This is a genomic window from Streptococcus ictaluri 707-05, from assembly GCF_000188015.2.
Taxonomy (GTDB): domain Bacteria; phylum Bacillota; class Bacilli; order Lactobacillales; family Streptococcaceae; genus Streptococcus; species Streptococcus ictaluri.
Window position 1 is genome coordinate 82420 of record NZ_AEUX02000001.1, and the last position, 16143, is coordinate 98562.

The 16143-nt window shown below is 39.2% G+C and carries 15 protein-coding genes and 1 pseudogene; 12 read left to right on the plus strand and 4 right to left on the minus strand.

Features of this window, described 5'->3' with window-relative positions; all coding sequences use genetic code 11:
* Positions 1–134: 134 nt before the first annotated feature.
* From STRIC_RS00395 to STRIC_RS00415, 5 genes are all read left to right on the plus strand, one after another.
* Complete coding sequence (locus STRIC_RS00395; protein ID WP_008087353.1) at positions 135–620, plus strand: hypothetical protein; 486 nt, start codon at positions 135–137, stop codon at positions 618–620.
* A 32-nt stretch (positions 621–652) separates the two neighbouring features.
* Positions 653–1783 (plus strand): hypothetical protein, encoded by a 1131-nt coding sequence (locus STRIC_RS00400; RefSeq protein WP_008087311.1) that lies wholly within the window; start codon positions 653–655, stop codon positions 1781–1783.
* 26 nt (positions 1784–1809) lie between these two features.
* Entirely contained in the window at positions 1810–2160 is a 351-nt protein-coding gene (locus STRIC_RS00405; RefSeq protein WP_008087096.1) for a hypothetical protein, read from the plus strand.
* A gap of 849 nt (positions 2161–3009) precedes the next feature.
* A complete protein-coding gene (locus STRIC_RS00410) occupies positions 3010–3537 on the plus strand; it encodes a 5-formyltetrahydrofolate cyclo-ligase (protein ID WP_008087027.1) in 528 nt (175 codons plus the stop codon).
* Positions 3534–4208 carry a rhomboid family intramembrane serine protease gene (locus tag STRIC_RS00415; protein WP_008087346.1) on the plus strand — a complete coding sequence of 225 codons (675 nt, stop codon included), beginning with the start codon at positions 3534–3536 and terminating at the stop codon, positions 4206–4208. The genes STRIC_RS00410 and STRIC_RS00415 overlap by 4 nt, the downstream gene beginning before the upstream one ends.
* Positions 4209–4250: 42 nt before the next feature.
* On the opposite strand, the gene galU is transcribed toward STRIC_RS00415, so the two are convergent.
* On the minus strand, positions 4251–5153 hold the full coding sequence (gene galU / locus STRIC_RS00420) for a UTP--glucose-1-phosphate uridylyltransferase GalU (protein ID WP_008087224.1): 903 nt from the start codon (positions 5151–5153) through the stop codon (positions 4251–4253).
* 30 nt (positions 5154–5183) lie between these two features.
* Positions 5184–6200 (minus strand): NAD(P)H-dependent glycerol-3-phosphate dehydrogenase, encoded by a 1017-nt coding sequence (locus tag STRIC_RS00425; RefSeq protein WP_008087007.1) that lies wholly within the window; start codon positions 6198–6200, stop codon positions 5184–5186.
* A gap of 208 nt (positions 6201–6408) precedes the next feature.
* Here STRIC_RS00425 and STRIC_RS00430 point away from each other — a divergent pair, with 208 nt between their 5' ends.
* From STRIC_RS00430 to STRIC_RS00440, 3 genes are read left to right on the plus strand one after another with little or no spacing between them, the layout of a single operon-like run.
* Positions 6409–6858 carry a MarR family winged helix-turn-helix transcriptional regulator gene (locus STRIC_RS00430; protein ID WP_008087348.1) on the plus strand — a complete coding sequence of 150 codons (450 nt, stop codon included), beginning with the start codon at positions 6409–6411 and terminating at the stop codon, positions 6856–6858.
* The gene (locus STRIC_RS00435; protein ID WP_008087393.1) at positions 6851–8563 is read left to right on the plus strand and encodes an ABC transporter ATP-binding protein; all 1713 of its coding nucleotides are present in this window, start codon (positions 6851–6853) and stop codon (positions 8561–8563) included. The genes STRIC_RS00430 and STRIC_RS00435 overlap by 8 nt, the downstream gene beginning before the upstream one ends.
* Positions 8560–10356, plus strand: coding sequence for an ABC transporter ATP-binding protein (locus STRIC_RS00440; RefSeq protein ID WP_008087056.1), 1797 nt, complete (start codon positions 8560–8562; stop codon positions 10354–10356). The genes STRIC_RS00435 and STRIC_RS00440 overlap by 4 nt, the downstream gene beginning before the upstream one ends.
* A gap of 59 nt (positions 10357–10415) precedes the next feature.
* Here STRIC_RS00440 and STRIC_RS00445 read toward each other — a convergent pair.
* Positions 10416–11665, minus strand: a pseudogene (locus STRIC_RS00445) (NAD(P)H-dependent oxidoreductase).
* Positions 11666–11682: 17 nt separating this feature from the next.
* Entirely contained in the window at positions 11683–12285 is a 603-nt protein-coding gene (locus tag STRIC_RS00450; RefSeq protein ID WP_040831745.1) for an NADPH-dependent FMN reductase, read from the minus strand.
* A gap of 213 nt (positions 12286–12498) precedes the next feature.
* On the opposite strand from STRIC_RS00450, the gene STRIC_RS00455 reads away from it, so the two are divergent.
* The 4 genes from STRIC_RS00455 to STRIC_RS00470 all read left to right on the plus strand — a co-directional run bounded on the left by STRIC_RS00455 (position 12499) and on the right by STRIC_RS00470 (position 16005).
* Positions 12499–13266 carry an epoxyqueuosine reductase QueH gene (locus tag STRIC_RS00455; protein WP_008087044.1) on the plus strand — a complete coding sequence of 256 codons (768 nt, stop codon included), beginning with the start codon at positions 12499–12501 and terminating at the stop codon, positions 13264–13266.
* A 126-nt stretch (positions 13267–13392) separates the two neighbouring features.
* A complete protein-coding gene (locus STRIC_RS00460; protein ID WP_008087285.1) occupies positions 13393–13839 on the plus strand; it encodes a dUTP diphosphatase in 447 nt (148 codons plus the stop codon).
* An 80-nt stretch (positions 13840–13919) separates the two neighbouring features.
* Positions 13920–15281, plus strand: coding sequence for a DNA repair protein RadA (radA, locus tag STRIC_RS00465; RefSeq protein ID WP_008087207.1), 1362 nt, complete (start codon positions 13920–13922; stop codon positions 15279–15281).
* Between the two features lie 223 nt (positions 15282–15504).
* Entirely contained in the window at positions 15505–16005 is a 501-nt protein-coding gene (locus STRIC_RS00470) for a beta-class carbonic anhydrase (protein WP_008087070.1), read from the plus strand.
* The last annotated feature ends 138 nt before the right edge of the window (positions 16006–16143 follow it).

The window sequence follows — 16143 nt, forward strand, 5'->3', positions numbered from 1 at the left end:
GTTTTGTCACTTTTTGACCTTTACCTCTCTCTTTATCATTATTTGTAAAATAATATTGACATTGCTATGTGAGCTAGATATAATAGGGGTGTTAATTCGGAAAAACCGAAAACTATTTTCAAGGGGAGAAAAGGATGACCTATTCGTTTATCACGTCTTACTTAAAAGCTTCTGTTGGTGTAGAAGGAAACTTTATTAAAGTATCTAATCCTAACACGATTTTAAAGGTGATTCCATTAGGGGCACAAAATCGTACCATTCCAGTAGAGCAAATTGCAACAGTTGATGATTCCTTCAAATTAGATCTCAAATCATTTTTATGGGGACTGTTTTTCACCTTTATGGGATTTGGGCAACTATCGGATAGTTTCTTTTTAGGTTTCATCCGGACAGCTTATGGGATATTGACGGTTCTAAGTTCTTTACAAACTATTTTAACCTTAAATTTAACCTCTGGACAATCTCATGCCATTAGTGTTGTTGTTTTTGAAAAAGAAAAAACAGTGGTCTGTAAAGAAGCTATTCAAGAGCTTATTAGCCAACGTTATCAGGATACCAATGTTGGTAAGCACACTAGTGAACAAACAGAACGTTTGATTAACGCTATGACAAATCAGTAAAATAGCTCTTGGAAAAAGGATTGGGGAAAAGAATGGTAGACGTAGATAAGCTAAAAGAGACAGTAAAATCGAATGGTAAAACATTAATTGGGGGACTTGCCATTATTGCTTTGATTGGAATTGGGTATACTTACTATCAGGGACAGCCAAAAAGCATTTTGAATAAAGTAAAAATTACTTTTAGTGGTTATGATGGTTTTGGAAATGCTCATTATAATGATCGTGAAGTTGGTAATGAGATTTCAAAGATTGTCTATAAAAAGATGGGGTTTAGCAAAAAACAAGCACAAGACATTCTTGATAATGATCCTATCATAATGACAGATATCCGCTTGGATCCCAAGTTACAAGGAAAATTTGATAAGGCGAGTGCTATGCTTGGCACTATTCGGGTTGAATTGGGACGTAGCGAAAACCTATCAAATGGGGATAAGGTCATTTTCTCAGTTCAATCAAGTAGTAGTAAATCACCTATCAAAACGCAGAAAAAAACTTATACGGTTAAAGGCTTATCAAAACTTAAGTCTACTAGTATAGATGAGTTTTTGAAGGAACATCCTGTGGTTTTAAAGGGGTATAATCATTACGGATCAGTTACCTTACCTAAGGGCAAACATGATTTAGATTTCTTTGATAATCGTTATCAAATTGAGGAACAAAAGAATTTAGCAAACGGTGATGAGCTATCTCTGACGATTTCAGAAGATTATCTTCATCAGTTGCTAAATGAAGGTAAGACGATTAAACCTAAATCGAAGAAATGGAAAGTAACAGGTCTTAAAGAAATCACTGAGATTAGTAATCTGAATGACTTGTTAGCCAAAAATGATGACTTGGCAAAATCTAAATATGCCAATACCTCTTATACAACGTATCAGATTGAAAAACAGTCTCATTACATGAAATATAGTCCAGAGACACAAGGTTATTGGAACAGTGAGGAAAAACCAGAAGTGAGATTGGTAACGGTATATAAGATTACCGAAACCTATAACGACAAGTCAAGAGTGTATTACAATTACTATGGTTATTACGCTAATGTTGGAAACAATGACCAAGTGGAACTGGAGTCTAGTGAATCAACTTCAGGTTACACCGACGAGGACTTAGAAAATCTGATTTCAGACCTTAAAGCTAGTGGCTTCAAGGAATATGATGCTTAGAAAAAGCTAGAATAGAAAGTAATCAAATGAAAAAATTAGCAACTTTACTTCTCCCTCTAATGCTGTTGATTAGTTTAGCAGGCTGTGGGAAATCCATCAATGGAACTTATGTGCGACAAGAAGCCGGCGCTAAAGGAACCATAACCATCAGTGATAATAAACATGTTCATTACCAATTAGATAGTCTTTTAGGAAAATATGATTTCGAAGGTCAGCTAAATCCTTCTCAGAAAACCATGTTTTTAGAAGGGAATGTTTGGGGGAATGCCGTCTCTCAAGAGTGTCCTTATGAATTGACAGATGATGGAGATCTGCTGATAAAAGCAGAAGAATCAGAAGCTAAGATTAGTGGTCTGTTTAAACGTCAAGCTAATTAATCGAAAAAGAGTCTGGGACAAAAAGATTTTCATTTTAGAAATTCCACATTACCTGTTCTGATTTGTTAACAAAATAGAAATAAAAACAAACAAAGACAGCTTTTCAAAGTTTTAAGTCTATCTTTGTTCGTTTTTTCTAATTGTCGACGAGCTTTTGTCCCAGGCTCCAGACTGTAGACAAACCCCATGTCCCAGTACCAATAGGATGGGAAGCTTTGCAAGGGATTTACTAAATATCCTATTTCTGCGAGCGATAGCGAGCTTATTAAGGCTACTTCCGCCGTGCTGAAAGTGTCTAAAATCCCTTTAATAGCAAGATATTAGACACTCGGAACTGGCGAGACCTTAGGCTCGACAGTTAGGTATGGAATTCTTCTAAGAAGTCGCTACCATCCGACAGCACCTAAGGAAAGTAGCGAAAAGTGACTTTTTCTTCAAACTGAGAAAGCTCAAGTGAGCTTTCTTTTTAATAATTTCCAAAAGGAATGCAACAAAAAAGGTCAGTTTGGGAACTGACTAACTAAAAACAAGGGTTGGGCACCCATTATGGGTGCCCAGGAGATTTATGAAAAGGGAAAACAAGGGAATACCTTTTCTCCCAGCGGCTTTAGGGAACCGCTATTTAGGATGTCTATATCATAACCTAGAAAACTTAAAGTTTCCTTAAAATGAAAACTTCTTAGAGTTTTTTGAAAAATTTAGTTAATCTAGGCTCTGCTTTCTTTTTTCACATACTCTCTAAAAGCCCTATACAAAAGGATTTTTGGGAAATAAAAAGTCTTATATTATCATAGAATACCTCTAAAAGTAACCTTGTCTATCACTTCCTCTTTATGATATGATAAGGACATGACAAAAAAAGACTATCGCAAGCAGGTGCTAGAGCACTTAAAGGCTATGCCAGAGGCAGAAAAACAATCAAAAGATAAAGCACTTTTAGAAGAATTGACAAAGAGTGAAGCATACCAAAAGGCTCGGACCATTGCGACTTACTTAGCGATGCCGCATGAATATCAAACACAAGCTTTAATTGAGCAGGCTATTCAGGATAAAAAGACTGTTTTGATTCCCAAAACTTATCCGCAAGGAAAAATGATTTTTGTCCCTTATCATCTCAATGAGTTGATGAAAACAGCTTTTGGTCTTTTAGAACCTAAAAGCGATGTTCCTTTTGCCAAAGAAGCCATTGACATGATACATGTTCCAGGACTTGTCTTTAATGCTTCGGGTCATCGTATTGGCTATGGAGCTGGCTATTATGACCGTTATTTAGCGGATTATAGTGGGATGACAGTTAGTGCCATTTATAAGAGTCAATTAAGGTCATTTGAGCCAGAAGACCACGATGTAGCTGTGAGTGAGGTGTATTGTCAATGAGAAGACCTTTTAAAAATTATCCCATGACTGTTTTTTTATTACTTGTAACCAGTCTTGTTTTTTTAAGCATGCAACTGATTTATGGGAATCTAGCCACTAGCTCTCATGCGGTCTATCAATTTGGTGGGATGCTTGGGATAGTAGTAAAAGCCATGCCAGATCAACTTTGGCGCTTAATCACCCCAATATTTGTTCATATTGGTTTAGGACATTTCTTTGTGAATGCCTTGACCTTATACTTTGTTGGTCAAATGGCAGAAGATATCTGGGGTTCTCGAAACTTTTTGTTGCTCTATATGTTATCGGGAGTGATGGGGAATGCTTTTACCATGTGGTTGACTCCTGAAACCGTGGCTGCGGGTGCTTCTACCTCTTTGTTTGGTCTATTTGCTGCCATCATGGTGTTAGGAACTTTTGGTCAAAATCGTGCCTTAAAAGAAGTTGGGAAATCCTATCAAACCTTGATAGTTGTCAATCTCCTATTAAATCTCTTTATGCCAAACGTTAGTATGGCTGGACATGTCGGTGGTATTGTGGGCGGTTCACTACTTGGACTAGCGCTAGGAAGCCAATTAGAGAAAACTGTCTTTTCAAAAAGTCATCGCGCCTTAGCTTTTATTGCTTATGTCTTAATACTCGTGGCTGTTTTAGCTTATTGCTTTTTATTTTAGAAAAAGAAAAGGAATTGGATTTTAGTCCAATTCCTTTTTAACTTATGATTTTGAATCATTTTCCAATTCTTTGCCTAATTTGATAATGTAAGCTTTTAAGTCATCTTTGACTTGTTCATGTTTGAGAGCATAATCAATTGAGGTTTTCATAAAACCAAATTTATCTCCCACATCATACCGTTTTCCTGTAAATTCACGAGCAAAAACTCTTTGTGTCTTGTTTAGGGTATCAATAGCATCCGTTAGCTGGACTTCATTGCCAGCCCCAGGCGCTTGGTTTTCCAAAATGGCAAAAATTTCAGGGGTTAGCAGGTAACGACCAATGATAGCCAGATCACTAGGAGCTTCTTGAGGACTTGGTTTTTCAACAAAGGTGTCCACGCTGTAGAGACCATTAAGTGCTTTTCCTTGAGGAGCGATAACGCCATAATTAGAAACCTCTTCGTGAGGAACTTTCATAACAGCAATAGTAGAAGCATGAGTTCGATCGTAGTCGTCGATGAGTTGTTTGGTTAGGGTTTTGGCAGTAGGATCAGTGATATCCATCAAATCGTCCCCCAACATGACCACAAAGGGTTCGTTACTGACAAAAGCTTTTGCTTGTAACACAGCGTCTCCAAGGCCTCTTGGATGACTTTGTCGGATGAAATGCAAATTGATAGCTGTTGTTTCATCAACCAGTTTTAGGAGCTCTTTTTTGCCTTTAGCTTGAAGATTATATTCTAATTCAAAGTTGGAATCAAAGTGATCTTCAATGGAACGTTTGGCTTTTCCGGTAACAACTAAAATTTCTTCAATACCTGCTTTTAAGGCTTCCTCGACGATAAATTGGATCGTCGGTTTATCCACAATAGGAAGCATTTCTTTGGCTAATGCTTTGGTGGCAGGTAAAAAGCGTGTGCCCAGACCTGCTGCTGGAATAATGGCTTTTCTGACTTTAGTCATGAATAGACCCTCATTTCTATAGACCAATTCTTAATACCATTCGTTTTCAGAACGGAATTCGTTTGACATCATGCCAAGAATGCTCTCTTTAATGTCAGCACCTTCATAGATGGACTTGTAGATAGCGCTAGTAATGGGCATGTAAACACCCAATTCTTGAGCAATTTCGTAGGCAACTTTGGTTGTGGAGATACCTTCAATGACCATGCCCATATTGCGTTCGATATCTTCTAGTTTTTCACCTCGGCCAAGGGCATCACCAGCACGCCAGTTACGAGAGTGAACAGAAGTTCCTGTGACGATTAAGTCTCCTACACCAGAAAGACCACTATAAGTGAGTGGATCGGCTCCGAGTTTGACACCAAGGCGAGTAATTTCAGCTAGACCACGAGTAATGACGGCTGCTTTGGCATTATCACCATAACCAAGGCCATGAAGAGCACCAGCTCCAACGGCAATGATGTTTTTAAGGGCACCAGCTGTTTCGACACCAATGACATCAGGATTGGTGTAGAGACGGAAGTAATGATTGCTAAAGAGAGACTGAACGTACTTAGCGGCTTCAATATCTTTGGAAGCTGCTGTGATTAAGGTAATGTCTCGAACAATCGTTTCTTCAGCGTGACTTGGTCCAGAAACAACCACAATGTCACTTCGCAAGTCACTTGGAATCTCTTCTTCTAAGATAGTAGAGAGGCGTTCATGCGTTCCTGGCTCTAATCCTTTTGAAGCATGCATGACAACAACTTTATGGTCTAAGACTTGAGCCACTTGTTGAGCTACTAAACGTGTCACCTTAGTGGGAACCACAAATAGGACAGCATCCACATCAGCTAAAGCTTCTTTTAAATCTAAGGTCGCTTTGATCTTATCATCTAAAACGATATCTTTAAAATAATGGGTATTGGTATGCTGATTGTTAATTTCGTCAATTTGTGCAGGAATATTTCCCCAAAGACGGGCTTCATGACCATTGTCATTAAGAACTTGTGATAGGGCGGTACCCCATGAACCTGGTCCTAAAATGGCGATTTTTTGTTTTGTCATTTCTATTTCTCCTTTAAGAGCTAATCACTTTATTATATCACAAGACCAAGGCGAACTCTAACAGAAAAGGTCTTCTTTGAAAGGAGCTACTTTGTTTCAGAGCTTTGGTTTTTAAATCTAAAAATTTTCAGAAAATAAGACCTTTTAATTGACAATAGTTCCCAAGAGAACTAAAATAGTTTCCATGATAACGAATTAGGAGGAAAAGATGTCACAAATTATAGCTGATTTACGAGAATTAACCCATCAAGTGGAACAAATTAGTGACGAGATTGCCAGAAAATATCACCTTGAACATTTGGCAGGTCCTCAAGGACATGTTCTTGTATTTTTGGAAAAGCATAAAGGACAAGAAATTTTTGTTAAAGATATTGAAAAGAAACTGCAAATTTCAAAATCGGTTGCCAGTAATTTGGTGAAACGTATGGAAAAAAATGGTTTTATTGAGGTGATTCCCTCGACGGTAGATAAGCGTTGTAAGCAGGTGGTTTTGACAGAAGCAGGAAGAGGTAAGCTACCTGTCTTACAAGAATGTCGCCGTGATATTGAGAACTATTTTTTCAAAGAAATCACAAGAGAAGAATTGCTGACGGTTAAAAAAGTCGTTCAGCAATTGAAACACAATATGATGACTTATAAAGGAGATACAGATGCTTAAAAAAGCGATAATGTCTTATAAATGGTATGCCGCTTTGTCGCTACTAATGATTACAGTAGTGGTCGCTAGTGCTTTGCTACAACCTCATTATCTGAAAGATATTTTAAAGGCGGTTTTGGAAAATGATAAATCTCAAATCACTCAAATTGGGATTGGGCTCTTAGGGATTGCAGGATTTGGCTTATTAGCTGGAACCCTTAATACCATTTTGGCTGCTAAAATTGCCCAAGGGGTTTCAGCAGATATCCGTGAACAGACCTTTCGAAAAATTCAAAGTTTTTCCTATGCCAATGTTGAGGCCTTCAATGCAGGGAATTTAGTTGTGAGAATGACTAACGATGTTAATCAAATTCAAAACCTCGTTATGATGATTTTCCAAGTGCTCTTGCGCTTACCCCTTCTGTTTATTGGTGCTTTTTTCATGGCGGTCCAAACACTTCCAAAGTTATGGTGGATTTTAGTCTTAATGGTTATCTTGATTATTGTCATTATGGGCTTAGTCATGAGTCAAATGGGTCCACGATTTGGGATATTCCAAAAATTGATGGACAAGATTAACCGTATCGCCAAAGAAAACTTACGAGGAGTACGGGTAGTTAAATCCTTTGTGCAAGAAAAAGAACAGTATGAGAAGTTCAAGGAAATCTCTAATGAGCTATTAGACTTGAACCTCTTTATTGGTTATGGTTTTTCCTTGATGCAGCCAGCTATGATGTTAGTCTCTTACATGGCTATTTATTTCTCCATTTATTTGGTTTCAGGAATGGTTAAAACAGAGCCAACGGTTATTGGAAATATTGCTTCATTTATGACTTATATGGGGCAAATCATCTTTTCAATCATGATGGTTGGTTTTATGGGAATGCAAGCTAGTCGTGCTTTTGTGTCTATTCGTCGTATTAATGAGATCTTAGAGACTGAGCCAGCCATGAGCTTTGACACCCAAAAGGTGGAAGACCTCAATGGACGACTTGCCTTTGAAGATGTCAGCTTTACTTATCCCGATGATAGCGAAGCAACGCTCAAGCATATTTCCTTTACGGCTGAGCCAGGTCAAATGATTGGTGTTGTTGGTTCGACGGGTTCTGGGAAATCTACCTTAGCTCAATTGATTCCTCGTTTATTTGATCCTCAAGAAGGTCGTATCTTAATTGATGACAGACCGCTTAAGAGCCTTAGTAAAGAAACATTGCGTCAAACGGTCTCTATTGTCCTTCAAAAGGCAATTCTTTTTTCAGGGACCATTGCAGATAACTTACGTCAAGGCAAATCTTCTGCTGATGAATCGGCTTTAGCAGAGGCAGCTAGAATCGCTCAGGCCCATGAGTTTATTGAAAGAATGACAGATGGCTATGAGAGCCAAGTTGAAGAACGTGGAAACAATTTCTCAGGAGGCCAAAAACAACGCTTGTCCATTGCTCGAGGAATTATCAAAGAACCTAAAATCTTAATTTTAGATGATTCAACCTCTGCTTTAGATGCTAAGTCCGAAAAATTAGTGCAAGAGGCATTGAATAAGGAATTGAAAGATACCACTATTATTATGATTGCTCAAAAAATTTCTTCTGTGATTAAGGCAGATAAGATTCTCGTTTTAGATGATGGGCAATTGATTGGACAAGGGACACATGCTCAATTAGTGGCAACTAATCCAGTCTATCGTGAAATCTACGAGACACAAAAAGGGAAGGAGGAAGACGAATGAAAACCTTACGATTTTTCTGGTTTTATTTTAAACGTTACAAACTCTCATTTGTCTTTATAGCTCTGGCTATTGTACTAGCTACCTATTTACAAGTTAAGGCACCGGTTTTCTTGGGACAATCCTTAGCAGAATTAGGAAAGTGGGTGCAGTCCTACTTCAAGGCCAAACAGGTCAGTCAGATGACGGGGCAAGCTCTTGTAGAACCCTCTATGACTCCTTTTAAAAGCATCATGTGGAAGTTGCTTTTGACCTATCTTTTTACAGCTCTAGCAAGCCTCATTTACAGTCTGTTGTTTACTCGAATTATTTCTCACTCAACGAATCGTATGCGAAAAGGTCTTTTTGGGAAGTTGGAACGCTTAACCGTTGGCTTCTTTGACAGCCATAAGGATGGTGCTATCTTATCTCGCTTTACCAGTGATTTGGATAATATTCAAAACTCCATGAATCAGTCTTTGATTCAAGTTTTGACCAATATTGCCCTCTACATTGTCCTTGTCTGGATGATGTTTCGTCAGGATATTCGTCTAGCTTGGGTAACCATGGCTTCAACGCCAGTAGCAATTTTACTTTTGGTTTACATCGTTACAATGGCTCGAAAATACACCACCATTCAACAAGAAGAAGTCAGTAGCTTAAATGCTTACATGGACGAAAAAATATCTGGTCAAAAAGCCATCATTGTACAAGGGGTACAAGAAGAAACGATCGATGGTTTCTTGCAACATAATGAAAAAGTAAGAGCAGCAACTTTCAAAGGACGTCTCTTTTCAGGGCTTCTCTTTCCTGTCATGAATGGGATGAGCTTGATTAACACTGCCATCGTTATCTTTGTTGGCTCAACCATTGTCTTAAATGACCATTCTATTTCCTCTGCTGTCGGTTTAGGCTTGGTGGTAACCTTTGTTCAGTATTCTCAACAATATTATCAACCCATCATGCAAATCGCTTCTAGTTGGGGTGAATTGCAGTTAGCTTTTACAGGTGCTAGCCGTATTCAAGAAATGTTTGATGAAAAAGAAGAAGTGCGTCCGCAAAATGGTAGACGCTTTACAGAGCTTAAGGACAATGTGGCTATTAATCATGTGGACTTCAGTTATGTCCCAGGCAAACAGATTTTATCAGATGTTTCTATTGTGGCACCTAAAGGCAAAATGATTGCGGTTGTTGGTCCAACAGGTTCTGGGAAAACCACTATTATGAATCTGATTAATCGCTTCTATGATGTGGATTCAGGATCGATTACCTTTGATGGACACGATATTCGTGACTATGATTTAGATAGTCTCCGCCAAAAAGTCGGCATTGTTCTGCAAGAATCGGTCCTATTCTCAGGTACCATCGCAGACAATATCCGCTTTGGCGATAAGAGCATTAGCCAAGAAATGGTAGAAACAGCTGCTAGAACCACTCACATTCATGACTTTATCATGTCTTTACCAGACGGTTACGAGACCATGGTTTCTGATGATGACAATGTCTTCTCAACAGGACAGAAACAGTTAATCTCTATTGCACGTACCCTTTTGACCGATCCAGAAGTACTGATTTTGGATGAAGCGACCTCCAATGTCGATACCGTTACGGAAAGTAAAATTCAAAAGGCTATGGAAGCGATAGTGGCTGGACGAACTAGCTTTGTCATTGCTCACAGGCTTAAAACCATTTTGAATGCTGATCAAATTATTGTCCTTAAAGATGGACAAGTCATTGAACGAGGCAATCACCATGAGTTATTGCAGCAAAAAGGATTTTACTCTGAGCTTTACCATAATCAATTTGTCTTTGATTAATGAAAAAACCAAAACCAGCTTTTTCTGGTCTTGGTTTTTTGTTTTGTTTAGGCTAATGATTAGTGAGAAGATGCCCTTGAGACGGCGTCAGCTTCAGCAGCTAATGTTGGACTAGCACTCCCGCCGGCATCAGATGCCCCCGAGGTGGCATCAACAGCATGGACAGGCATAAGAGGATTGATTTTGCCACCGGCTAAATGCTGACCAGTTTCTTTAAGGTACCAGTCAAGCCACGGCTTAAAGTTGAAGACAATTTCATTGATACCAGCATAAGAGCCATCTGGATAATACATGGCTTGGTAATTGTGGGTATTAATAACCTCAGCAGGTGAGCCTGGTACAATGGTTCTCACGTACTCTTGATTGCCATTTCTCAAGGTACCAATCACCCATTCCACATTTTTCATACGAGCAGGTAGAAGAGAACCGTTAACGGTTGACATGCGGTTACCCACTTGAGCAGGTACTCGCTTAGCATACATGGTTTCAGGATCTTGATGGGCATTGTTATAATATAGAAATTGATTGTTATCGTCAGCAAAAGTCAACTCAAAAGGCATGGCTTTTAAAAAATGTTGATCTGGTCAACGGTTAAAAGACCATTGTCTAACTTGACATAGGTGTTTCCTTCAACTGCATTGACGAGTTTAGAAGCTTTTTCTAGCCATTCAGGATCATCGGGATCAACTTCTGTAATGGTTGTTGCGATAGGTTTTCCGGCATCTAAGTCTTCAGGTGCAATAGGTTTTGGAACTTTCAAGGTTGATACAACTCCTACGTATTTGATGAAATTATCAAGGCAAAGCTCAAGGAATTTAACTGTACCTTCGTTGATAATATTACCTTTATCGTCAAAGGCTTCTTTGGCCTTGCCTAAGAGAAATTCATTGCCAGGTAAGGTGTAGGCGTTGACGCCTGGTGCATCAAGAATTTTGCGCAAGTGTACTTGAGCACGAGACGTTCCTTGATCGTAGTATGAGGCTCCAACAATCATAACTGGTTTATTTTCAAGAGGATGTAAGTTAAAGGACATCCACTCTAAAGCGTTTTTTAGAGCAGGTGTGATGGTGTGATTATGCTCTGGTGTGGCAATGATAACCCCATCTGCACGTGTAATCTTATTATATAAGTATTGAACAGCAAAGGAGTTTGATTGGTCATTGTCCTGATTAAACATGGGAATGTCTTTGATTTCTAAAAGTTCTAGCTCGAACTTGAGTTTAAACTGTCGACGAATAAACTCTAATAGCATACGGTTATATGATTTTTCGGCGTTTGAGCCGACGATCCCAACAAATTTCATACTCATTCCTTCTTTCTCTTGTTTTACAAGTTTTCCCAATCAAAGTCTTCGGCGTCTTTTCGTAAAAGCGCTTGTGCATTGGATAGTTTCCCTGCAATCTTAACAAAGATACGGAAATCATCAAAAATAGCATCTAACTTTTTAATGGTGTCTAAGTCAAAGAGATTACCCTTGTCATCAAAAGCTTGCAAGGAATGAGAAAGGAGAAATTCATCTGGTAAGACGGTTGCTTTTAATTCAGGGGCATTGAGAATCTGACGCAGCTGTAGCTGAGCACGAGAAGAGCCAAGTGTACCATAAGAAGCGTCAGTAATCATAACGGGCTTGTTAAAGAGAGGGAAAATGCCATAAGATAGCCAAGCTAAGGCATTCATCAAAACAGCTGGAATAGAGTGATCGTATTCTGGCGTGCTAATAATGACGCCATCAGATGCTTCGATTTTACTGGCTAAACGTTTCACGCTTTCAGGAAGTTCTTTGCTTGCAGGTTTGTTAAACATAGGAAGATCAGCAATCTCCACAAGTTCTATGCTTGCTTTATCTGAAAAGTGATGCGCCATATATTGAAGAAGCTTACGATTAGTAGAACGGCTAGCATTGGTGCCGACAAGACCAATAAGTTTCATTTCCATAAAAATCCTCATTTCTGAAATAGTCAATCTATTTCATTTAATACGTTTATGATAACGCTTTCTAAAATAAAAATCAATTCTTTTTTAAGATAATAACAATTAAGCTAGCTTAATTTAATATGATTTTAAGAACTGTTATAGTATACGTGTCGGGCATGGTAAAGGATATGATATAATAATAGGAAACTTACTGAGGAAAAGAAAAACATGATTGACTTACAAGAGATTCTGTCTAAAATGAATCCTAATCAAAAAATAAACTATGATCGCGTCATGCAAGAAATGACTAAGTCTTGGGCTAAAGAAGCAGTGAGACCTCGCATTTTAATGCACGTTTGCTGTGCGCCCTGCTCTACCTACACGCTAGAATACCTGACAGAATTTGCCGATATTACCGTCTATTTTGCCAATTCTAATATTCACCCCAAAGCTGAGTATCACCGTAGGTCCTATGTGACCCAACAGTTTATTTCAGACTTTAATGCTAAGACAGGGCAGTCCGTTTCCTTTATTGAAGCGGACTATGTGCCTAACGAATACAAACAACTGGTTCGAGGCTTGGAAGAAGAACCAGAAGGAGGCGACCGCTGTCGGGTTTGCTTTGATTATCGATTGGACAAGACTGCTCAAAAAGCCGTGGAGCTTGGCTTTGACTACTTTGCCAGTGCCTTGACCATTAATCCCCACAAAAACTCGAAAATTATCAACGATGTAGGGATTGATGTGCAAAAGGTTTACACTACTAAATACCTCCCAAGTGATTTTAAGAAAAATAATGGCTATCGACGTTCTGTTGAGATGTGTGAAGAATACGATGTCTATCGTCAGTGCTATTGTGGCTGTGTCTATGCTGCCAAAATACAGGGAGTGGATCTCGTACAAGTCAACAAAGAAGCCAGGCAATTTCTGCAAGATAAGACCTTAAATCAAGATTTTCCTCAGATTCTCTTCACTTATCAGGGGAAAGAAATTTAAAAAATTGCTAGCCAAGCAAGGTATTTCTTGGGCATAGCCTCTTTTTGCTATTCAGTTACGAATAGTCTATAATAAGAAGACTAAAAAAGAAAAAGGAAATGAGCAGACTAGCTCAGGAGAAGACAAATGTCAAAGATTCGTGGATTTGAACTTATTTCAACACTGACTGATACTAATTTATTGCCAAAGCGTGAAACTAGTCATGCTGCGGGCTACGACTTGAAAGTCGCTCAAAAAACAACAATTGAACCTGGTCAGATTGCCTTGGTACCAACCGGGGTGAAAGCTTACATGCAAGATGGTGAGGTTTTGTACTTATATGATCGCTCCTCAAACCCTCGTAAAAAAGGATTGGTATTGATTAACTCTGTTGGAGTTATTGATGGTGACTATTATGGAAATGAAGCCAATGAAGGTCATATTTTTGCACAAATGAAGAATGTGACAGATCAAACCGTGGTGTTAGAAGTCGGAGAACGCATTGTACAGGGTGTCTTTATGCCCTTTTTAGTGGCAGACGGTGACCAAGCAGATGGTGTCCGTACAGGTGGCTTTGGTTCGACAGGACAGTAAAGCGATTTAACAAAAATGCTTATGACAGCAGGCCTATTCTTTACGAATGGGTTTGTCTTGTCTAGGGGAGGGAGATTACTATGGCTAAGAAGAAAGCAACCTTTATTTGTCAAGAATGTGGCTACCAGTCACCAAAATACCTAGGACGTTGCCCTAACTGTTCGGCTTGGTCCTCTTTTGTTGAAGAAGTCGCCGTTAAAGAAGTTAAAAATGCGCGTGTGAGTTTGACGGGAGAAAAAAGTCGCCCCATCAAATTAAAAGATGTGGACAATGTTAGTTATCATCGAACTCAGACGGATATGGCTGAATTTAACCGAGTTCTGGGTGGCGGTGTTGTCCCAGGTAGCCTTATTTTGATAGGTGGAGACCCAGGGATTGGTAAGTCAACCCTACTTTTACAAGTATCAACCCAGTTGGCTAACAAGGGGACGGTTTTATATGTTTCAGGAGAAGAATCTGCCGAGCAAATCAAACTGCGTAGTGAGCGCTTGGGAAATATTGATAATGAATTCTATCTGTATGCCGAAACCAATATGCAAGAAATCCGAGTAGAGATTGAAAAACTAGCTCCAGATTTTTTGATTATTGACTCTATTCAGACGATTATGAGTCCAGATATTACAGGGGTGCAAGGTTCAGTCAGTCAAGTTCGTGAAGTGACTGCAGAATTGATGCAGCTGGCAAAAACCAACAATATTGCTACCTTTATCGTGGGTCACGTTACTAAAGAAGGTACCCTGGCAGGTCCTCGTATGCTGGAACACATGGTGGACACGGTTCTTTATTTTGAAGGTGAGCGTCACCATACCTTTCGTATTTTAAGAGCGGTCAAAAACCGCTTTGGCTCGACCAATGAAATTGGAATATTTGAAATGCAATCTGGCGGCTTGGTAGAGGTCTTAAATCCTAGTCAAGTCTTTTTAGAGGAACGCTTAGATGGGGCAACAGGATCGGCTGTCGTTGTGACGATGGAGGGCAGTCGTCCTATTTTAGCAGAGGTGCAATCTTTAGTGACACCAACAGTTTTTGGCAATGCCAGACGCACGACAACAGGCTTGGATTTTAATCGGGTCAGTTTAATTATGGCGGTGCTTGAAAAGCGCTGTGGCTTACTCTTACAAAATCAAGATGCCTACTTAAAATCAGCAGGAGGCGTTAAGTTAGATGAGCCTGCTATTGATTTGGCTGTGGCTGTGGCCATTGCGTCAAGTTATAAAGAAAAGCCAACTAGCCCTCAAGAAGCCTTCTTAGGTGAAATAGGTTTGACAGGTGAAATCAGGCGAGTGACACGTATTGAACAGCGGATTAATGAAGCAGCCAAACTTGGATTCACCAAGATTTATGCCCCTAAAAATGCCTTACAAGGCATTGATATCCCTCAGGGTATTGAGGTTGTCGGAGTGACTACGGTTGGTCAGGTTTTAAAAGCTGTTTTTAGCTAAATAAATATACCATTCTTTTACTAATGAGATAAAATAGGTGTCATAGCAAATGAGAGGTCTACTCTAGGAGTCATTACTTGGAGTGGCCTTTTTTGAATACTTTTGTCACACAATTTCCCGAACATTGCATTCAAAATAGGCAAATTCTTAGACAGCAAACTAGCTTCATGATAAGATAAGACACAGTTAAACAGAATCTTTTAAGAAGATGAAGGAGAAACGAATGTCTTATTTTGAACATTTTATGGCTGCCAATCAGGCTTATGTGGCCTTGCATGGGACAGCTCATCTGCCCTTAAAACCCAAGACTAAAGTAGCGATTGTCACTTGTATGGATTCGCGCTTACACGTGGCACAGGCGCTTGGCCTTGCTTTGGGGGATGCTCATATTTTAAGGAATGCTGGCGGACGTGTCACCGAAGACATGATTAGATCTTTAGTTATCTCCCAACAACAAATGGGAACGCGAGAGATTGTGGTTCTTCACCATACAGATTGTGGTGCGCAGACTTTTACTAATGAAGGCTTTGCCAAGCATATTCATGATCACTTAGGCGTTGATGTTACAGGACAAGATTTCCTTCCTTTTCAAGACGTGGAAGACAGTGTCCGAGAGGATATGGCTAAGCTAAGAGCCTCCTCTCTAATTCCTGATGATGTCATTATTAACGGTGCCGTCTACGATGTGGATACTGGAAAGATGACACAAGTCTTTGAAAAATAGCATATTAGTCAAAAGGGACGAGAGGGGTTCCTTTTTTTATCGTTTTAGAATGTGATTAAGACCACTTATTGCTAAAAAATGACCACTTACTGGAAAAGCCTTGTTTTGAATGAGATGCTTGCTATAATAGAGTTAAGA

What these genes read in the sequence shown, in the direction of transcription:
- STRIC_RS00405 (WP_008087096.1), top strand. Translation starts at nt 1,810, where the DNA reads ATGAAAAAATTAGCAACTTTACTTCTCCCTCTAATGCTGTTGATTAGT.
- STRIC_RS00430 (WP_008087348.1), top strand. Translation starts at nt 6,409, where the DNA reads ATGTCACAAATTATAGCTGATTTACGAGAATTAACCCATCAAGTGGAA.
- galU (WP_008087224.1), bottom strand. Translation starts at nt 5,153, where the DNA reads ATGACTAAAGTCAGAAAAGCCATTATTCCAGCAGCAGGTCTGGGCACA.
- radA (WP_008087207.1), top strand. Translation starts at nt 13,920, where the DNA reads ATGGCTAAGAAGAAAGCAACCTTTATTTGTCAAGAATGTGGCTACCAG.
- STRIC_RS00460 (WP_008087285.1), top strand. Translation starts at nt 13,393, where the DNA reads ATGTCAAAGATTCGTGGATTTGAACTTATTTCAACACTGACTGATACT.
- STRIC_RS00425 (WP_008087007.1), bottom strand. Translation starts at nt 6,200, where the DNA reads ATGACAAAACAAAAAATCGCCATTTTAGGACCAGGTTCATGGGGTACC.
- STRIC_RS00440 (WP_008087056.1), top strand. Translation starts at nt 8,560, where the DNA reads ATGAAAACCTTACGATTTTTCTGGTTTTATTTTAAACGTTACAAACTC.
- STRIC_RS00410 (WP_008087027.1), top strand. Translation starts at nt 3,010, where the DNA reads ATGACAAAAAAAGACTATCGCAAGCAGGTGCTAGAGCACTTAAAGGCT.
- STRIC_RS00435 (WP_008087393.1), top strand. Translation starts at nt 6,851, where the DNA reads ATGCTTAAAAAAGCGATAATGTCTTATAAATGGTATGCCGCTTTGTCG.
- STRIC_RS00450 (WP_040831745.1), bottom strand. Translation starts at nt 12,285, where the DNA reads ATGAAACTTATTGGTCTTGTCGGCACCAATGCTAGCCGTTCTACTAAT.
- STRIC_RS00395 (WP_008087353.1), top strand. Translation starts at nt 135, where the DNA reads ATGACCTATTCGTTTATCACGTCTTACTTAAAAGCTTCTGTTGGTGTA.
- STRIC_RS00470 (WP_008087070.1), top strand. Translation starts at nt 15,505, where the DNA reads ATGTCTTATTTTGAACATTTTATGGCTGCCAATCAGGCTTATGTGGCC.
- STRIC_RS00400 (WP_008087311.1), top strand. Translation starts at nt 653, where the DNA reads ATGGTAGACGTAGATAAGCTAAAAGAGACAGTAAAATCGAATGGTAAA.
- STRIC_RS00415 (WP_008087346.1), top strand. Translation starts at nt 3,534, where the DNA reads ATGAGAAGACCTTTTAAAAATTATCCCATGACTGTTTTTTTATTACTT.
- STRIC_RS00455 (WP_008087044.1), top strand. Translation starts at nt 12,499, where the DNA reads ATGATTGACTTACAAGAGATTCTGTCTAAAATGAATCCTAATCAAAAA.